Annotated in this window: 16 protein-coding genes, 1 pseudogene and 2 riboswitches; of the genes and pseudogenes, 16 read left to right on the top strand and 1 reads right to left on the bottom strand. The window is 36.0% G+C overall.

All coding sequences use genetic code 11. From position 1 onward, the window contains the following. Positions 1-208: 208 nt before the first annotated feature. Positions 209-1,216, bottom strand: coding sequence for a Vgb family protein (locus HNP81_RS08275; protein WP_182502270.1), 1,008 nt, complete (start codon positions 1,214-1,216; stop codon positions 209-211). Positions 1,217-1,776: 560 nt separating this feature from the next. After that, positions 1,777-1,884, top strand: a riboswitch (SAM riboswitch). A 95-nt stretch (positions 1,885-1,979) separates the two neighbouring features. Between HNP81_RS08275 and HNP81_RS08270 the strand changes: the two are divergent. The 16 genes and pseudogenes from HNP81_RS08270 to HNP81_RS08195 all read left to right on the top strand — a co-directional run bounded on the left by HNP81_RS08270 (position 1,980) and on the right by HNP81_RS08195 (position 20,019). Next, positions 1,980-2,991 (top strand): annotated as a pseudogene (locus tag HNP81_RS08270) (MsnO8 family LLM class oxidoreductase). Positions 2,992-3,012: 21 nt separating this feature from the next. Beyond that, positions 3,013-3,276: a glutaredoxin family protein gene (locus HNP81_RS08265; protein ID WP_028389993.1), complete on the top strand. Its 264-nt coding sequence runs from the start codon at positions 3,013-3,015 to the stop codon at positions 3,274-3,276. A 79-nt stretch (positions 3,277-3,355) separates the two neighbouring features. Continuing rightward, positions 3,356-4,201, top strand: a complete 846-nt coding sequence (locus HNP81_RS08260) for a MetQ/NlpA family ABC transporter substrate-binding protein (protein ID WP_182502269.1) — start codon at positions 3,356-3,358, stop codon at positions 4,199-4,201. A 37-nt stretch (positions 4,202-4,238) separates the two neighbouring features. Continuing rightward, positions 4,239-5,318, top strand: a complete 1,080-nt coding sequence (locus HNP81_RS08255) for a methionine ABC transporter ATP-binding protein (RefSeq protein WP_182502268.1) — start codon at positions 4,239-4,241, stop codon at positions 5,316-5,318. After that, positions 5,260-5,910, top strand: coding sequence for a methionine ABC transporter permease (locus HNP81_RS08250; protein WP_028389996.1), 651 nt, complete (start codon positions 5,260-5,262; stop codon positions 5,908-5,910). The genes HNP81_RS08255 and HNP81_RS08250 overlap by 59 nt, the downstream gene beginning before the upstream one ends. Before the next feature lie 37 nt (positions 5,911-5,947). Continuing rightward, positions 5,948-6,805, top strand: coding sequence for a MetQ/NlpA family ABC transporter substrate-binding protein (locus tag HNP81_RS08245; RefSeq protein ID WP_182502267.1), 858 nt, complete (start codon positions 5,948-5,950; stop codon positions 6,803-6,805). 11 nt (positions 6,806-6,816) lie between these two features. Continuing rightward, positions 6,817-8,157, top strand: a complete 1,341-nt coding sequence (locus HNP81_RS08240; protein ID WP_182502266.1) for an LLM class flavin-dependent oxidoreductase — start codon at positions 6,817-6,819, stop codon at positions 8,155-8,157. Positions 8,158-8,204: 47 nt separating this feature from the next. Next, positions 8,205-8,375, top strand: coding sequence for a YezD family protein (locus HNP81_RS08235; RefSeq protein WP_182502265.1), 171 nt, complete (start codon positions 8,205-8,207; stop codon positions 8,373-8,375). Positions 8,376-8,510: 135 nt separating this feature from the next. Continuing rightward, on the top strand, positions 8,511-8,723 hold the full coding sequence (locus HNP81_RS08230; protein ID WP_182502264.1) for a Fur-regulated basic protein FbpA: 213 nt from the start codon (positions 8,511-8,513) through the stop codon (positions 8,721-8,723). 389 nt (positions 8,724-9,112) lie between these two features. After that, complete coding sequence (locus HNP81_RS08225; RefSeq protein WP_028390000.1) at positions 9,113-9,622, top strand: GNAT family N-acetyltransferase; 510 nt, start codon at positions 9,113-9,115, stop codon at positions 9,620-9,622. Between the two features lie 1,266 nt (positions 9,623-10,888). Beyond that, positions 10,889-12,946 (top strand): DUF4179 domain-containing protein, encoded by a 2,058-nt coding sequence (locus tag HNP81_RS08220; protein ID WP_182502263.1) that lies wholly within the window; start codon positions 10,889-10,891, stop codon positions 12,944-12,946. Between the two features lie 536 nt (positions 12,947-13,482). Next, positions 13,483-13,590: riboswitch (SAM riboswitch) on the top strand. 302 nt (positions 13,591-13,892) lie between these two features. After that, positions 13,893-14,873: an aliphatic sulfonate ABC transporter substrate-binding protein gene (locus HNP81_RS08215; RefSeq protein WP_182502262.1), complete on the top strand. Its 981-nt coding sequence runs from the start codon at positions 13,893-13,895 to the stop codon at positions 14,871-14,873. Between the two features lie 43 nt (positions 14,874-14,916). Continuing rightward, a complete protein-coding gene (locus HNP81_RS08210; RefSeq protein WP_028390003.1) occupies positions 14,917-15,753 on the top strand; it encodes an ABC transporter permease in 837 nt (278 codons plus the stop codon). Positions 15,754-15,765: 12 nt separating this feature from the next. Beyond that, positions 15,766-16,494, top strand: coding sequence for an ABC transporter ATP-binding protein (locus HNP81_RS08205; protein ID WP_028390004.1), 729 nt, complete (start codon positions 15,766-15,768; stop codon positions 16,492-16,494). A gap of 199 nt (positions 16,495-16,693) precedes the next feature. Continuing rightward, the gene (locus tag HNP81_RS08200) at positions 16,694-18,241 is read left to right on the top strand and encodes a response regulator transcription factor (RefSeq protein WP_182502261.1); all 1,548 of its coding nucleotides are present in this window, start codon (positions 16,694-16,696) and stop codon (positions 18,239-18,241) included. Positions 18,242-18,369: 128 nt separating this feature from the next. After that, positions 18,370-20,019: a cache domain-containing sensor histidine kinase gene (locus HNP81_RS08195; protein ID WP_246399283.1), complete on the top strand. Its 1,650-nt coding sequence runs from the start codon at positions 18,370-18,372 to the stop codon at positions 20,017-20,019. The last annotated feature ends 19 nt before the right edge of the window (positions 20,020-20,038 follow it).

The raw sequence follows: 20,038 nt of genomic DNA, 5'->3' as shown, positions 1-20,038 counted from the left end.
CCGAAGGAATCGTTCTCTAGTAATGCTTAAATTGATTCCTCTAAACCACCAGCCCCCCCCCCGATGTGTTTCCACATACACTCTGGATACGTGGAAGTAGTCACGAAGATCGTATTAAAATAAGCAACTAACCTGGTTGACCTTTTAGAATAGGATTTTATTATATAATACCGCAGTTACTAATTTGCGAAGGTGGTTGCGGCAAAGGTTAGGAGCTTTCGTCTGATGATTCGCAAGTATCCTCATCCCGGTAGCGCCGGTAAGCCAGTGTCGCTGGGTTCGTATTGCCAAAAGTCAGATACCATGGCTCCCCTAATGGTCCTCCAGCTGAAGCAGGAGGCACGAACACATCGAATGACTTGTGATGATGATGGATGTTGTAGCGCCGTACCGTACCTGTGTCAGGTCCGTCTCCTGTTATGGGAACAAACAGTTTTCCATCCGGTCCGAACAGAAGTGCCTGCGCAAAGGCGCGCGGCTGTCCGACGACATCGAGTTCAATTTTGTCAAGAAACTTGCCAGTATCGCCGTCGAAGATCAGAATTTTGTCCGTGTCGCTCTCGTCGCTTCTGAAACTAGTGATATAGAGATTGCCATCGGGTCCGAAGACTAAACCTTCAGGACGGTTGAGGTCGTTGACGGTGTTGCTCTCAATGAACACTCCAAGGAATTTCCCTGTTTTCGGGTTAAAGCGCAGTACCGATCCGCCTAACGGTTGTGGAAGGTTGCGTACAGAGACATACAGAAAGCCGTCGGGTCCGATGACCACCCCACGGGGATGGAACTGCCCGTTGAAGCCGGAGTGATTGAGGTTGCCAAGAAACATCCCAGTGGTACCATTATACGTCCGCAGTTCTCCCGGCAGGTCTACGTCGCCCATATCCGCTACAAATAGGATATTTTGTTTCGATAGGACGATGCCGCGGGGGGCGAACGGTGCGCCTGGTGCGCTGGATTGGACAAGTTCGCCTAGAAATGCTCCTGTCTGACTATTATACCTCAACACGTTGCCATTCTGAGGTTGGTCGAGGTTTTGGTTGGTGACAAGGAGATTGCCTCCATGGTCAAAGATAAGCCCTCGAGGACCGTGTATATTGCTGTCTGGTACGACAAAACTGCCAAGGAACCTGCCCGTATCTGCGTCAAAAGTTTTCACAGTGTTGTCGCTGCCGTCACCAATATAGAGAAAGTCTTTTCTTTTATCAAATCTATGCATAAAAATCCCCTCCTTTTTATAAACAATTTTTTAGTAAAAAACTAATTTTTACTTTATTTAATTTATTCGTAGGAGAGCTTTTCTGTAGGGGACAAACTTGCTAAGAAAATAACACAATTTCCGAAATTAAGAGAAATAGATTAAAATCCTTTTTTTACACCAACTAAGAATTTCTTAGCTTTAAGGGGTTTACGATCACCCCTTGAGCATTGGAAGTATGGAAGACTTACAAACGCTGCAGGGGTGTTGCACCTGAACTAATTCGTCCGTCAGTTGGACCAAATGCCATTGAAGATATTTTGAATGATCTAGATTTTGCTCTGAAACCTAGCCATCAATCAACACTTGCCACGAATGTTTAATTTTCATCAGCATAATAAATTTTATTAATTGAATTTTCAAATATATATTGACGTGGTAAAAATAGGTGATTATAATAACTTTAAATTAATAAAAAACATTCAAAATATTATTGACCGGACAACCGGAAATACTTTGCTTTGCATGAAAGGTATTTCTAGTTGTTTTTTTTATTAGTTAGCAACTGAATATTGCGATTATTCTTATCGAGAGAGGTTGAGAGATAAGGCTCCCTGACACCTCAGCAACCGCCGTACTAGACGGAATGGTGCTAAATCCTACAAGTTGTAAAACTTGAAAGATGAGAAGAAACCTCAAGATATATTTGAGTCTTCTTCTAATCGGAGAAGTCTTTTTTTCTAGGAATAATTTCAATAATCACTTACAAATGGAGGAGTTAAAGATGAGTTACAAGCTTGGAATTCTTGATCAAAGTCCCATCTTTCCAGGAACAACGGCTGTGCAAGCCTTTGAACACACTGTTCAATTAGCACAAAAAGCTGAAGAATGGGGATATACTCGCTTTTGGGTTTCGGAACATCATCATATGGAACAGGTGGCAGGGTCCTCACCAGAAGTACTAATTTCTTACCTACTGGCTAAGACAAAATCCATACAGATGTGCAGGGGGAGTAATGATTCAACATTACAGTCCTTATAAGGTTGTTGAGAATTTTCATGTGCTATCAAGCCTTGCACCCGGGAGAGTAGACCTTGGTGTAGGGAAAGCACCTGGAGGGTTTCCACTTTCGACAAGAGCATTGCAGTTTGGAACTGTAAATGATAGAACGGACTTTGTGGAGCGACTATCGTTTTTACAACAATTAATTGAAGATAAGGTTGATCCAGATCATCCACTTGCTGGTATTCAAGCTCTGCCAAAATCACCAAAAAAGCCTGAAATCTTTCTGTTGGGAACTAGTGCAAATAGTGCAGCTTTAGCTGCAAATTATAGAATTAGTTATGTGTTTGCCCAATTCATAAATAGTGATCCTTCTGAATTGGAAAGTGCAGTTAATGTATATAAAGAGAAATACCCAGAAGGTAAGTTCATCGTTTCTTCCGCAGTAATTGCAGCCCCTTCCAAAGAAGAGGCAGAAGAGCTTGCAAAGGAGCATAGGATATTTAAGGTTCATTTCCAGAGCGGTCGAACATTAACGGTACATTCAGCGAAGGCGGCTGAGGCTTTTGAAGAACAAGCAACAGAACCTTATGAAATTGAAGAAAGTCAAGCACATGTCATTGCTGGTACCTCTGAATTTGTAAAGGGAGAATTAGATCATCTACATAAAACATATAGAGTAGATGAATTTATTTTACACACACCATTACTAAAAGAAGCAGAGAGACTACGTTCGTTTGAACTATTAAGTCCACTTCGCTCAAGTGAAAGGAATAGAGAATATATTTTATAAAAAAATAAGGAGGTAGTTTTTATGGAAAAAGATTTATCCGTTATAGTTTGGTCAAAGGAAGGTTGCCATTATTGTGAAGAAGTGAAACAGTATTTAAACAAAAGAGAAATTAAATATCAAACAGTCGATGTTACGAATCATGATGAGAGAAGAGATATTTTGGAAGTGAAGTATGGTGTTCGTCATGTCCCTATTGTTGAGGTTGGCAATGGACCAGTATATATAGGTGTGACAGAGTTGGGTTTAGAGCATCTTGAAATAGTACTTAATAGGGCACAAAGATAAATTCGTCATCATTTAATTCCGACTATTTATATGTGTAAAGTATGTGTAATGATAAATTAAACGTAAGGGAGAAAAAGAAATGAAGAAAATCAGTTGGTTGTTATTAGCTATATTAACAATGGGAGTATTTATTTTAGGAGCCTGCGGGAAAGAGGAGACGGCTGCTTCTACAAAAAATAAGGAAGCTAAAGTAGAACAAAAGGAAGAAATAACTCTGAAAATTGAAGCATCTTCAATTCCACATGCTGAAATTTTAGAATTTATTGCACCTGATCTTGAAAAAGAAGGGATAAAACTCGAGGTGACAAATAGTACAGATGGAATACAGGCAAACCAACGAGTTTTTGATGGAGAATTGGATGCGAACTTCTTCCAACACGTCCCATATTTAGAGCAAATAAATAAAGATAGTGGTTTAAACTTAGTTGTTGTAAAAGGGATACATATTGAGCCATTTGGCCTTTATTCCAAGAAAATTGATTCTATTGAAAAATTATCAGATAGTGCAAAAATCGCTATTCCGAATAATCCAGCAAACTTTTCAAGAGCACTCCAACTATTAGCGAAGCATGGGATTATTGAATTAGATGGAAGCAAATCCGGTGATTACACAATAGAGGATATTACAAAAAATGAGAAAAATTTAGAGTTTATTCCGGTGGATGCACCACTTTTAGTTCGTGCCCTTGACGATGTAGAGGCAGCAACCATAAATACTAACTATGCGTTAGAAGCAAACTTTAAGCCGCTTGAAGATTCATTAATCATTGAAGATGCAGATTCACCATATGTGAATGTTTTAGTTTCACGCCCGGACAATAAAGATAGTGAACCGATTCAAAAGCTTGCGGAAGTTTTAACATCTGAAAAGGTTAAAAAGTTCATTGAAGAAACATATGATGGTGCCGTTGTCCCTGCATTTTAAAACAGTAAAAATAGCTTAAGCGTGAGGAGGTATGATTTTGATTGAATTCAAAAATGTATCAAAGGTGTTTGATAGTAACGATAAGAAAATTCATGCTTTGAATGACATTAATGTAGTAGTAGAAAAAGGCGATGTTTTTGGGGTGATCGGTTTTAGTGGTGCGGGAAAAAGCACGCTCATCCGAACTGTAAATTTATTAGAGTATCCTACATCTGGTGAGGTGATTATAGAAGGAAAAAGTTTAGCAATGCTGTCTGAAAAGGAATTGCGTGAAGAAAAGAAAAACATTGGAATGATCTTTCAGCATTTTAACTTACTTAATTCCAAAACGGTATTTGATAATGTGGCAATGCCATTAATATTAAGTAAGAAAAAGAAAAAAGAAATAGAAGAAAGAGTATATGAAATTCTTCGCTTTGTCGGGTTAGAGGATAAGGCGAAGAATTATCCAAACCAGCTATCGGGTGGACAAAAGCAACGTGTCGGTATAGCACGAGCCCTTGCGACAAATCCTTCTATATTATTATGTGATGAAGCGACGTCGGCTCTAGATCCACAAACAACCAAATCTATTCTAAATTTATTAAAGAAAATTAATGAAGAGTATAAAATTACGATTCTCATCATTACCCATGAGATGGAAGTCATTAAAGAAGTTTGTAACCGGGTGGCAGTCATGGAAGAGGGGCGGGTCATTGAATCGGGCAGTGTATTTGATATTTTTGCTCGTCCAACAACAGAAACAACAAGAAATTTTGTTCGTTCTGTTGTTCGTGATGATGTGCCAGAAAGCGTTTATAAGATGCTAAAAGAAGATGAATATACTAGCCGAATTTTTAAGATTGACTTCTTAGGTGCAAGTTCAGGGCAGCCTCTCATTTCAAGAACTGCAAAAAAATATCAGGTGGACATTAATGTTCTTTTTGGAAATATTACAGAGCTTCAAGGAATGCCAATTGGAAATTTAATTGTTGAATTAATAGGGAATGATGTCGAGTTAGAAAGGGCATTACAATTTATCCGTAATCAAGATGTCGAAGTGAAGGAGGTTTCAGAAAATGGAAGTCACTACGGAACTCATCGTACAAGCGCTGTGGGATACGCTATACATGGTTAGTATTTCACTACTTTTCGGAAGCATTATAGGGATCATTCTAGGAATGTTATTAGTTGTTACTAGAAAAGGTCATATTTTAGAAAACAAATTGATATTTTCAATTGTAAATCCTATTGTCAATACATTCCGATCTATTCCATTTATTATTTTGTTAGTAGCCATAATTCCATTTACAAGGCTAATTGTCGGGACTTCCATTGGGACAACAGCAGCAATTGTACCTCTTGTTCTTCATATTGGTCCTTATATGTCAAGACTTGTGGAGAACTCACTATTAGAAGTTGATGATGGAATTATAGAGGCAGCTAAAGCGATGGGAGCTACACCCCTACAAATTATCTATCGATTCTTGCTCCCAGAAGCATTTCCATCTTTAATTCTGAGTATAACAACCGCAACAATTGGATTAATCGGTGCAACAGCGATGGCAGGAGCCGTTGGTGGTGGAGGACTTGGCGATGTAGCTATTACGTACGGATATCAACGATTTAGTACGATCACGATCTTTGTAACAGTTATTATCTTAGTTATTATTGTCCAAGGAGTTCAGAGCTTAGGAAATATACTAGAACGGAAAATTAGAAGAGTTTAATAAAAGTAAAAAGATGAAACAAAGGAGGGGGAATATAATGAAGAAAAAATGGTTTTTATTCATAGTTTTGGTTATATGTTTTTTATTAACAGCTTGCTCTAGTGATTCTACAAACGGAGAGGAAAAAAAAACGAAAGTAAAAGTGGGTGTTAGAAGCTCTGAACTTAAAACTTGGGAATTCTTAAAGGAAGGGGCTGCAAAAGAAGGAATTGAATTAGAGATTGTTAATTTTACTTCTGCTTATGATCCGAACCAAGCACTTATTGAAGGAGAAATTGATATCAATGCATTTCAGCATGTAGCCTATTTAGATTATTATAATACCAAAAATGGAAGTAATATTGTTCCAATTGCGGCAACCATAATGGCACCCATTGGCCTATATTCAAGTAAATATGAATCGATTGAGGACATTCCAGATGGTTCGCAAATTGCTGTACCGAATGATGCCTCAAACTGGGGACGTGCTTTGTTATTGCTTCAAGAAGCGGATCTTATAACAGTAGTGGATGATTTTGATGGGAATGGTGGAGAAGACAAAATCAAAGACAATCCAAAGAACCTTGAAATTGTCCCTGTAGATAGCTTCAATGCTCCAGTAGTAATGAAAGATACAGCAGGGGCAGTTATCAATAATGGGGTGGCAGTAGAAGCAGGACTTACATTAAAGGATGCTATTATTCATGAAAGTAAAACGGCAAAGCCTTACATTAATACAATCGCGACGAATAGCAAAGATAAGGATAATAAATTATTTAAGCAAATAGTTAAACTTTATCAATCAAATGAAACAGCTAAATTTATAGAAGAAACTTATAAAGGAAATTACATTCCAACCTTTATAAGTTTAGACGAGTTAGCTACTTATAAGGAATCGTATTCTAATAATAAATAAGGAGAATGGTTATGACTCAAAAGAGGCAAATAAAATTAGCACTTTATACCATTGGTTCTGGGATGCATGTCTCCTCCTGGCGTCACCCTCTTGCAAATCCAAAAGCTAGTATTGAAATAAAAGAGTTGCAAAAACTTTCCAAAATAGCAGAAAAGGCAAAATTCGATCTGGTATTTATGCCTGATAGTTTAGCGATTAATCATGAATCACATCCACAAATTCTTAACCGGTTTGATCCGATCGTATATATTACAGCGATTGCTTCGGTGACAGAAAAAATTGGCGTTGGCGCAACATCCTCTACCACATACAGCGAACCATATGTTCTTGCTCGCCAATTTGCTTCTGTTGACCATATTAGCGAAGGACGTGTGGGATGGAATCTCGTAACAACATCTGATGCCACCGGAGAGACAGCCTTGAATTTTAGTCGAGAGAAGCATTGGGATCATGATCTTCGTTATGAAAGAGCAGAAGAATTCATCGATGTTGTTAAAGGATTATGGGATTCATGGGAAGATGATGCATTTATCTATAACAAAGAATCAGGACAATTCTATAATCCTAATAAAGTTCATGAGCAACATTATAAAGGGAAGTATTTCTCTGTAAAAGGTCCATTGAATATAGCTCGCTCAAAACAGGGCCAGCCAGTTATTATTCAAGCCGGTGCATCTATTCCAGGACAACGATTAGCTGCACGAACGGCTGAAGTGGTATTTACTCATTGGGATAATATTGAAGAATCGAAACGCTACTACAAAAAGTTAAAGTCTCAGTTAAGAGATTTTGGAAGAAATGAAGATGAGCTTCAGATCCTTCATGGAATTTCTCCCATTATCGGAGAAACGGAAGAAATTGCAGCACAAAAATATAACGAACTTTTGAGTCTGATAGATCCCTATGAAGGGTTGAAATTTGTTTCTGGTTATATGGGGAATGTAGATTTCTCAAAGTATTCTTTAAATACACCTGCTAAAGAAGTAGTGTTTCCAGAAGTCAATAGCATCCAAAGTAATTTTAATGAAATGAAAGAAATCATTGATAAAGAGGATTTAAAGGTAGGAGATTTATATACAAGGTTTTTTGGAGCAGCAAGAAAGGATGGATTTGTAGGAACACCTACTCAGGTAGCAGATGAGATTGAGAAATGGTTTGTTGAGAAAGCGGCAGACGGATTTATGATTCAATTTCCACTTCTGTCTAGGGATTTAGAGGATTTTGCTAAGCATGTTGTACCTATTTTGCAAGAGAGAGATTTATTCCGAGTTGAATATGAAGGGGAAACTCTTCGGGATCACCTAGGTTTGAAGAAACCAGAAAATCGTTTTATTCGTGAAAAAACAATTTAGAAAGTAAGGGTAAAACGAAATTTAGTTTCTAAGGAGGATGATTTATTATGAAGGAACGTATAGATGAAGAGAAAATTCGGTATATTTTATCAACCTTAAATCAAATGGAGTATGGCAGTGTGAACATAACGGTTCATGATGGAGACATAACGCAAGTCGATATTACACAAAAAAAACGTTTTCCCATTCAAAAAAAGGTTGCACCCAATGGTAACTAGCTGTCAGTAAAAAGCGATTACTACAATATTGTGAGCGTCGCTTTTTCAACCATCATTCTCTATATTTTCTATTTGTTATTTTTGTTGGATTCCTATGGGAAGAATCAAATCTAAAAAATATGAGGAGTGATATGAATGGGGGATATACTTAGAAGGGCTGTGGAAGAAAAACGTCAAAGATTAATAGACCAATTGGTTGCTTTTAAGGTTATTAAGGAAGATGATAAACATCTATTCGAGTTATCATTAACGGAGCTGGAAAATGAATTTAGGAAATTTCAATTAGATAGCCATCCTCATGGCGAATATAGCTCAATAAAATGGATTCACAAAAATTCCAAGTGTTAGCCCCAAAGTTCTTGGGGGAGGCACTTCTGAATTTACTGATTTTCCTTTGACCTGTTCCTCAGTGTAAGTATTAATGTTTAATGGATCAAAATCTCCTCTTTGTAAAAAACAAAAAGGAGATTTTATTTTTCATCAAACTCTTAGTGCAATTAAAGAGCACCTATTTTATGCCAAACGTTATCAAATTGCATCAAAATCTTTACAGGTTGTAAACGGACTTTTGGATTCATAGGAGGATTACAAATTTATGCGTGATAAGGAAACTTTAGGAGTTTATGAGAATGGGAAAGAATTAATGAATATTGATGACCCTGATGAAGAAAACATTAAAAAAACAAATATTTGAGTACTAGCTTAAGTAGGCAATGTAAGTTGTAAGGAGGGATTATATGCTAAAACAAATCGTCATAGAGGAGCTAAAAGAGGAAGATAAAGAAACTGTTCGCCGTGTATTGGTAGAGAGTTATGAACAGTATGAACCAGATTATACAGATCCACAAGTCTGGAAAGATTATCGAGAAAGTATTGTAGCATCAATAGATAATCCCAATGTTGATAAGATATTGGTTGCAAAGAGTGGTCAGGAAGTTCTAGGATCATTACAGCTGTTTTTGTCATCAGAAGATGCTTATCAAAAACCTGAACTGCTGATTTTTTCACCGATTATTCGTTTACTAGGTGTTCATCCTGAGGCAAGAGGCCGAGGTGTTGCACAGGAATTGATTAGAGCCAGTGTCAGCTATGCAAAGATTAAAGGCGCAAGCCAATTGTATTTACATACGAGTGACAAAATGCCAAAAGCGATTAGATTATACGAGTGGTTTGGTTTTAAACGAGATCATACGAAGGAATTCCAAAATCATGATATTCAAGTGAAATGCTATCGGTTGGACTTATAATAGAAGAAAAACAGTAGTATCAAAGAAAAGAAGCATGACTATGAAAAAAGCAGAGTCATGCTCTTTCTATATAATATTAGGAATACTTAGCGAACAAATTTTTCATCTTGTATCAGTGCTGATTGATGAATTCGATAGGCAGCCTCTATAATTTTCTGCACATCTATAAGTAAACGAATACGAATGCATCCGTTAACTTCAATCCTCAGTACCAATGGAATGAGATTGAGGAAGCCTATGGAAGTAATGGCTAAAAATTAGTAGGTAATCTCGTTAAAATGAATAAATACTCGAATAATCAAGAAATTGAAAAAATCATTCCTTGGGAAAAATAATGTTATAGGCATTATCTATATATTGGAATATTAAATAAATAATTAATAGGCAATGAGGGAAACACCTGACGAGCATGGAAAAAGAAGAGCCAAATTTTATCTTCGTTTTCATGTTTGTTGGGGGATACCCCTTTGTACCATTTATAATTCGTAAATTATCCTATCACAGAACTCTACACATGCGTAGTGCATATCACAACAATATTATAGTAATCAATTATTTCAAAGCTCAGTTTACCGACTGAGCTTTTTATGTGTTTAAATGAAACCATAAAATCATCAAGGAAATTGCTATCTAGAAGCTGTCGATGAATTCTACTAAACTTCGGTTAGGACCAGGGCTTTATCTTAAGTCTCTATGCCTAATTTTTACTCATTTCGATATTTTTCGACATAACTTCGATAAATTTTATGGAATAATAGGAAAAAGTACTTAGAATAAAATTTTTAAATAATATTTTTAAAAAGTACATAATACGTCCAAGTGATTAAGTATGATGAACATATAAGTTTGTTCTTAGTTAATTAAAGAGAATTGATTGAAGAAATGTGGAATTTGCTTAAGGGATTATCATTACTAGAAAAAACACAAATCGTTAGAAGTTTTTCCGACACTTTAACATCTGAGGAAAACAGGAAATAAAGAAAGATTTATTCCGGCATTTTAGAAGGAAGCCTATATTTTTGAGTAATCGCTATAAAGAAGGTTTGGATGAAGTATTAGATTTCCTTTAATGATTTTAATAGTCCGTTGAATGATTTGAAGTGCTAGAGATTAACAAATTGTAGTAGGCGCTGTGAACAATTAGTATTATGAAGATGGAGGGAGCGGATTGCTCTCTTTTTTTATAGTACTAGTTGTGTATCTATTATGTGAAACAAGAAATATCGGGGAGTGACAGTGAAGTCGCGAAAAAGGGGGAACACGTATATGATTCCAGTAAATATAGATCCGATTACTACTACAATTAGCGAAAATGGTGGAAAATCCATCTTCGATTGGTTCGATCAACATCAACAATCGTTTTATACACTTGGTTGGTGCTATCTCAGAAATCAGCAGCAAATGGAGGAACTTTTTTACCGGTCGATTTTAAAAATTCAAAAGGAATGGCCTCGATTTAAAAGTAACATACCATTCGAAATATGGGTTACATCTATTTTTATACATATTTGCCGAGAGCTTTCAGGTGATGGAAGTTTGCAAGGTTTGGAGGAAAGTGAGTCACATCAAGGACTATTTACAGCACTTAATCCATTGCAACAGGACGAGAAAGAAGCGATGGTACTTACATATGTACAAGGATTTTCTAAAGAGGATGAGGCATATCTCCTCCAAGTTTCAGCGGAAAAGGTGAACGAGCTTTTGTCTTCTGGAATCCAGTCACTTAGAAATGGAATGTATTCTGAAACAAGCTTTCATGGTTGTATGGATTATCGCAAGGATTACCTAAATTATATAGAAAGAGCTATGGAGCGATCGAAAAAGATTGATTTCGAAGTACATATTTATCATTGTCAACAATGTCAGGAGGATCTAGCTACCTTTCAAGATGCCCGGTTAACTATGTTAAATCTAACTGAAAGGGTTGAGTTACATATTCCAGATAGTTTCATGGAGAATGTCAAAGAAAGGCTACAAGAACAAGAAAAGCATAGAAAACAGAAGAGAAAGAAGCGGCAGCGAAAGGGGCTCACTTTGGCGAGTGTATGCGTGTTAGTGATGGGAATCGGCTTTTTTACAGGAGTGATTCCTTATCTCTATTATTTGTTAACAGAGGAAGATCCGCAATTGCGTACTTTTCTACAACAGGGGAATGGCCAAAGGCTGAACTTGGTAGCAGAAAGCGAAGGGGTGAAAGTGAAGATTAAGAGTGTCATTGCCGATGAGTTGCAGACGCTTGTTTTTTACGAAATAGAAGATAAAAATGCAGACAATCAATATATGTTAAATTTAGGTGATGGGGTTGATGTGGAAAATGATTATGAAATCATGCACTATGATACATTTCCAATTTACTATCCACCTGAACTAGAATCAGATATTAATAGAAAAGAGAAAAACGTGTATCTAGGGAAGATGAGTCTACAACCGCTGAAGGGGGATAGCGGGACAATCAAACTTAAAATTACAAATCTTAAGAAATTGATTCGTGATTCATCAAAGCAAAACACTTCTTGGGATTATATGAATATAGAAAATAAAAGTGGGGAATGGGACTTCGAGATACCTGTAACAAAACAGCCTTCCACCGAATATGCATTGAATAAGGAAATAGAAATAGAGGGAATTCCGGTTCGATTTGATAAACTAATCATGGCTCCAACAGCTACGCTTCTTCAGGTAAGTGTGAATAATGAACAGCCGGAAAAGCGGATAGAAAGTATTAATTTCAACGATCTAGAAGTGAACAATCAAAAAGTGAAAGCGAATATCTATGGCAGCACTTTAATTTTTTCAGAGCATAGTATGAATTGGGATACTTTTCAGATTAGATTTGACCCTTTATTAGGAGAAAAACCAAAAGAAGTGAGTGTTCAGTTTAAATCTGTTTACCTATCATTGAATGAAAATCAAACAATCAAATTGGATGAAATTCAAGAATTTCCGCAAACTTTTAATTACGCTGGCAGTACAATCATTTTAGACAAGCAAGAAGATGAACAGTCTACCAACATTGTTATAAGCAATCGTGAAATGAAGAATCGAGCATATGAGGTGCTTCATTTTGATATCGTTAGTGAGGATGAAAATCAATTTCTTTCTATGGAGATGGAAATTGAAGATGTGCTCGTTGATAAAAACGGGATGGAATACGATCTGAATCAATCCCCATATTCATATAATGAAATAGAGCAGCCTCGTTATTTCCATAATACCTATAATATTCGGCTTCATGATCACAATTTGACTTCTAAAAAGTTGGTTATGAACGGATATAGCAAAACGGAATACGTAGATGATATTGTGAAGTTTTCTTTGGAATAACAACTGTGAGGACTTTCAGCATGTATGATGGTACAAGTAAATCAATGTCGAATCCTAATTAATGAGGAGAACTACGCATAAAGAGATAAAATGTAAATAAAGTTTATATTAAAATAATGATTATTACCAATCAAAAAATCAGAGTTGCAGCTCTGATTTTTTTGTTGGCAAAATTTTGTCTTTTTCAAGTGATTGATAAGACAATTAAACGGAAAGAAACAATAGCACAGAATCACTGATATTTATGAAAAATAATCAAGAAAGACTTTGTGCATTGAGAGATTTTACGGAATTTACAGAAGGAAGGTATATTAAGAAAGTGATTGAATCACATAATTGAACGAAACGGGCGATTTGTAGTCGGCGCTGCATGATAACAGATGTTTACATATGTAATTGTTCGGGATAGAATGACTAGTGAACAAGTAGGTAAACTCGTCATTAAAAATGCGATTATTCTAAAATTTCAGAAAAAGTATTGACTGAATGTTTTCAAGGCTGTATTATCAATTTTAAAGAATTAAATATTGATTTTCTTCTTATCAAGAGAGGTGGAGGGACTGACCCTAAGAAACCTCGGCAACCAGCATTAATAATGCCCGGTGCCAATTTCAGAGGAAGTAAGACGATTCCGAAGATGAGAAGGTGGACGATTGTTTTATTTGTTTATTCACGCCCCCCTTCTATCTTTAATGTTAGAGGGGGGTTTTTGTATTCCATGAAAAAAAGAGGTGCTGTTACATCTCTTTCAAATTAAGATAGTGCGATCTAGCTAAAAGAACGAATCTGTCATCGAAAATACAAATTATCATTGGCGGTGTCGTTCGTCTACAAGATTCAGGATACGCTGATTCGTTTGGAAAAACTTCAACTCAGACCTCAACTTACGGTTGCTTGTGAAAGATAAAATTAAAAATTGTATGTTCAAATGGGAGGGTAAAGTTCAATGAAAAAATGGTTCGGATTATTGACAGCATTATTTTTACTAATAGGTGTCGCAGGGTGTTCAAGTAGTACGACCGCTAAAGATGAAAAGCCTAAAAAAATTGTCCTAGATTATGCATATTATTCCCCGACAAGCCTTGTTTTAAAGAAATTTGGCTGGGCTGAGGAAGCGTTTGAAAAAGACGGAATTAAAGTTGAATTTGTACTTAGCCAAGGCAGCAACAAAGCTCTTGAATTTTTAAATAGCAGTAGTGTAGATTTTGGCTCAACGGCTGGGGCTGCAGCTTTAATAGCTAAATCCAAAGGTGCACCAATTGAGTCTGTTTATATTTTTTCCAAGCCTGAATGGACAGCACTTGTAACGAAGAAAGATTCTTCGATTCAATCGGTCAAAGATTTAAAGGGAAAAAAAATTGCAGCAACGATTGGCACTGATCCTTACATCTTCCTGCTACGAGCGCTTGATGAAGCAGGATTGGCTCCAACCGATGTGGAAATTGTGAACCTTCAGCATGCTGATGGAGGAACTGCATTAACAACTGGCCAAGTTGATGCATGGGCTGGCCTTGATCCGCATATGGCTAAATTGGAATTGGAAGCTGATACAAGAATCTTTTATCGGAATCCTGAATTCAACACTTATGGGACGCTAAATGTAAGAAGCGATTTTGCTAAGAAATATCCTGCAGAAGTTGAAAAGGTCATTGAAGTTTATGAAAAAGCGAGAAAATGGGTACTTGAAAACCCAGAAGAAGCGGCAGAAATCTTAGCAAGTGAAGCGCAAATCAGTTCTAATGTAGCCAATAAGCAAATGGAACGGAATGATTTTTCAAGTCCAATTCCTGGAGATGTGCAAAAAGAGGCATTGATTTCAGCTGGTAGCATTTTGCAAAAGGGTGACATCATCCCAAAAAGTGCAAATGCAGATTCCTTAGTAGATGAATTGATTCATGATGAATTTGCAAAAGCAGTGATTAAATAACAAGTGACTGTTTAAACAGCCACTATTGAAAGGGAGACTATGAATGAGTGGGAAAACGAACGCTGTCTCATCCCGACTTCCGGTAAAAACAAAAAAGGGGTTCCAATTAAATCAAACGGTAAAGACCGTAGCTTTAGGCAGTATAATACCTGTTTTGCTCATAATCATTTGGGAGTATTTAAGTAATATTGGCGTTTTTCCTCAGCATCTTCTGCCTGCGCCAACATCTATTTTTTATATGATTCTCAATATGGCAGGTGAAGGAACATTGTGGAGCCATATGGGGATTACTCTTTATAGACTTTTCCTTGGTTTTATTATTGGGGTGGCAGCTGCACTTATTTTAGGAGCAGCTGTGGGCTATATGAAAATAGTTGAAAGTTTATTTGATCCACTAATCCAAGCCTTTCGATCAATCCCTTCCCTAGCTTGGGTTCCTTTATTCATTTTGTGGATGGGGATTGGCGAGTCATCGAAGGTTGTCTTGATTGCAGTCGGTGTGTTCTTTCCGGTCTATCTCAATATTGTGTCTGGGATCCAGGGAGTGGATCGCAAATTAATTGAAATAGGTAAAATCTATAATTTTAATTCGTTTCAGCTTATCCGAAAAATCATTCTGCCAGCATCCTTGCCATCATTTCTAGTTGGAATTCGCAGTGGACTTGGTCTTGGGTGGATGTTTGTAGTAGCAGCAGAATTAATGGGAGCAAGCAAAGGAATTGGCTATTTACTAGTATATGGACAAAATATTTACTCACCAGATTTAATTATTTCAAGTATCGTCCTGTTTGCTATTTTAGGAAAAATAACGGATGCTTTATTAAAAAATTTAGAGTCAAAGTCGCTACATTGGCGGGATACAATAGAGAAAAAAGCATAAAGGATGGTAGCTATGTTAGCAATTGAGAATGTTTCGAGAACGTTTTCTAATGGAGAAACAGGCTTTAAAAATATTAGTCTATCGATTCAAAAGGGAGAAATTATTGGAATTCTTGGAACAAGTGGCTGCGGAAAAAGCACCCTACTCCGCGTGCTTTCCGGATTGGATGTAGGTTTTAAGGGAAGTGTTTTGATTGATGGGGAAGCTGTTAGTTCAGTTCATGAAAAAATCGGCATGATTTTTCAAGAGCCACGTCTTCTCCCATGGTTAAAAGTAATTGAGAATATCTCCTTTGGTTTAACGAATGACTTAAATAAGCATGAAAAGGCGAGTAAGTATCTTGAATCTGTTGGGCTAAAAGGTTTTGAAAACCATTATCCTAAAGATTTATCCGGGGGAATGGCGCAAAGAGTAGCGATAGCAAGAGCTTTAGTTACTGCACCAGAAATACTCTTATTAGATGAACCTTTTAGTGCTCTAGACGCTTTTACGAAGATGCAACTTCAAGATTTATTGTTCTCGATTTGGAAGCAATATGAATCGACAATCTTACTTGTAACCCATGATATTGACGAAGCTCTTTACCTTTGTGATCGTATCGTTATTCTTCGAGGTCAGCCTGGGATGATTTACTCAGAAATAGTGATTGATCAGCCAAAGCCCCGCGCTAGAGGAGATGCATACCTTGGCCAGCTAAAAGATAAAATCATTCATTTACTTGACTTGTCTACGAGCTTATAATGGAGATTCACTCTACATTTCTCTGTCGAGTAGACAAAAAAATATAGTAAGTTGTAGCCTTTTCCTAGTAAACACCGAGGAGAAGGCTATTATTTTGTTAATAGCAGTCATCTTCATAGAATATATGCGAAACACTAGTTTTGGTGTGTATAATATAGTAGGAATATTTGTAAATATGATTTGCATTAGAGGTGAGCATATGACAACTAAAGAATTGAGTAAAATTGTTATTGTAGATGATGAAATTTTAATAAGACAAGGTATAAAACATTACCTTAATTGGGAGCAAGAAGGTTTTCAAATTGTGGGAGAAGCTTCAAATGGAAAGGAGGCACTTGAAATAATTGAACGAACTCATCCAGAAATTGTTATAACCGATATTGTAATGCCGATTATGGATGGAGAAGAATTAACAAGAATCGTTAAATCAAAATATCCAAATATCGAGATCATTATACTAAGTAGTTTTGGGGAATTTGACTACGTTCGTTCCACCTTTCAAAGTGGAGTTGTTGATTATATATTAAAGCCTAAGCTTGATGCAAATACGCTGCTAGAAGTGCTAAATAAGGCAGTAAGTAGAATTCCAACTTCTGAGACAAATGAGACAAAACAGCAGGAGCAAACGGCTATAAATCATGTAATTGAAAAGTTAATTTCTGGTTTTGAAGTGGATTATGATGCAAAGCAATTATCAAGAGTGTTTCCCTATGACAGCTTCTATTTATTAGGTGTAGCTTTTAGTCAGAATACTCCTAGAGGAGACCTTATTCAAATTCAAGATAGTATCACGCAACAATACCAATCTTATTTAGCTCAAGCAGCATATCATACGATTACCTTTGAAAAAAATGAAATCGTATTAATTATGAACATAAATAAAGATAAGTCCCAGAAGGTTATTGATTTCGCAGAAAGAGTTGCGGGAATCCATACAAATTTAGGTTTTGTTCTAAGTGAACAATTCTCTGATTTATCACAGATAGGGCAAATATATAATGAAAAGGTATCAAAATGGATACAATATCGATTTTACTTTCCAAACATCCCTCTTTTAAGGGAACAGGATTTACAACGAGAAATACCAAATATTGAAGCTTTTAAAATGGAGTGGTTCACAAACGAATGGAAGCATAGTCGCTTTCAGGAAGCTTGCAGCTATTTACAAGAATATGTATCTGAATTTTCTAAATGTTACACGATGGATGTATTCGAATTTAAATCATTCTTTGAAAATATCATCTTTCGCATTACTGTTATTCTAAATAATATGGAATACGATGTAGCCGATATAGGAAGTTCCAAGTATGAGTATTTAAGATCCATTAATGAGGCTAATTCATCCGGTGAGACAGTAGAGCAATTAAATAAATTTATTGAACAAGTGAACAAATGCTTATATTCGGAGAAAAATCAACCTAGTAATTTAAAAATGAAGAAGCTCCTGCAATATATTGAAGACCATTATGCAGATCCACTCAGCCTTACAGATGTAGCAGAGCATTTTCATTTTAATCCTTCCTATTTGTCTAACTATTTTTCTACAAATAATAAAGAAGGGTTTGTTGAGTATTTGAATAAGGTTCGAATTGAAAAGGCTTCACAGCTCCTACTTAAGGATTCAGCCTCCATTTCAGAAATTAGTGGAATCGTAGGTTATTCAGATCATAGCTATTTCTGTAAAGTATTTAAAAAGATAAATGGAATGTCGCCTAGTAAGTTTAGAAGAAAACATACTAAAGGATAAAAGATGGGGGATAAATGAGAATACTAACAAACCGAATTAGACATAATAGTTTATTTTTTAAAATGTTTCTTATTACGATACTTATCATAGTTACAATCTCTTCTCTTATAACCTGGACTACATTTCGCATGTCAGAGAAGTTTTTTATTGATCGGTTTAGTTTTAACAATAGCAAGATGATAGATCAGATAAAGGAAAGTGTAGGTACGTTTCAATACTCGATTGTTATCGCTTCAAATAATCTATTAAACAACAGTACAATTAAGAGTTTTCTTACAGGTAAGCACTCAAACGTACAGTTGGGCTCATATTATTATCAAGTAAAAAAACAGATGAACAATATAAAAACAAGTGTAGAAGCTTATGATGTAGGTATTATGGTCTATGGAATTAATGGGATTAGTTTTGCAACAGAAAGATCTTCATGGGCTGTATCTGATGAAGAACTACAGAATCACTCTATTACTAAAAAAACACTCAAACAACCTAATAAACTGTTATTTCATCTAGAACAACCAAGAAATCAAACAAAGGGAGAGAACGTTATTATTGCTACAAAGGCGTTTATGGAACCAACTTCAAAATATATTTATGGAACGATGTACTTTACAATTCGCGAAAAGGAGTTTCGAAAGTTTTATAGTAGCTATACAAGCTTAGGTAACGATGTGTTAGTGATGGATCCGTCTGGTACTGTTTTATCAAGTAATCGTGATGAGTATATTGGAAATAAAGAAGAGGAACTAAAGGATTATGCGATCCAATTAGAGGAGCAACAAAAAGATTATATGGATGCAGATTTTAAGGGGAAGGACCATCTTATCATGATTGAATATCTCCCTACCTTTGATTTGTATTTAGTCAATTTAATTGATAAGAAAGCTGCTTTTGGAAATATCATTGATAAAAAGTCAATCGTACTGATTTGTATACTATTCATTTTTCTAGCGATTATCATTGTGTTTTTTGCTTCTAGAAAGGTAACGAATTCATTGTCTAATCTAGTAAAACAAATTGAAAATACTCCAAAAAATGATTTTGATCATTATATATCTGTAAAAGGTACATACGAAACGAGACAAATCGGCCAAGCTTTTAACTCAATGCTTGATGAGCTTCATGAGTATGTTGATGAGCTTGTACTTATCCAAAACCAGAAACGTAATGCGGAATTAGCGGCATTGCAACAGCAAATCAATCCACATTTCTTATATAATACGTTAACTTCAATCAAATTCATGGTGCAACAAGGTGGAAAGGAAGAAGCAACGGACACAATTAATGCGTTTATCTCCTTATTACAAAATACAATTGGCAATATTAGTGAAACAATAACTGTTAGGCAAGAAATTAACAATTTAAAAAGCTATGTCTTAATTAATCAGAAACGCTATGGTGAACGAATTAGAGTGAATTATTTCATCGATCCAAATTGTTTTAATAGCCAAATTCCCAAATTAATTTTACAACCTTTTATTGAAAACGCCTTTTTTCATGGTTTCAATAAAAAAAGTGGCGGTACGATTAATGTCCTCATTTGGGAGGAAGAAGCAACCCTTGTATGCGAAGTATTGGATAATGGTGATGGCATGGAAGTATCAGTAAATAATAAACTCCCAGATACGAAGCGTAAACAGGAGATGTTTAGTGGGATTGGTGTCAGAAACGTCCATGAGCGTATTCAACTAATTTATGGTGAGGCCTATGGTGTTTCAATTTCAAGTGAAATTGGCAAGGGAACAAAAGTTCGCATTTCACTTCCGGTACAAAAAAACTAAAAAAAGTCTTAGAACCTAA

It is taken from the genome of Peribacillus huizhouensis, from assembly GCF_014138605.1.
Taxonomy (GTDB): domain Bacteria; phylum Bacillota; class Bacilli; order Bacillales; family DSM-1321; genus Peribacillus; species Peribacillus huizhouensis.
The sequence above is the reverse complement of the archived record's forward strand: the minus strand, read 5'-3'. Positions and strand labels throughout refer to the sequence as shown.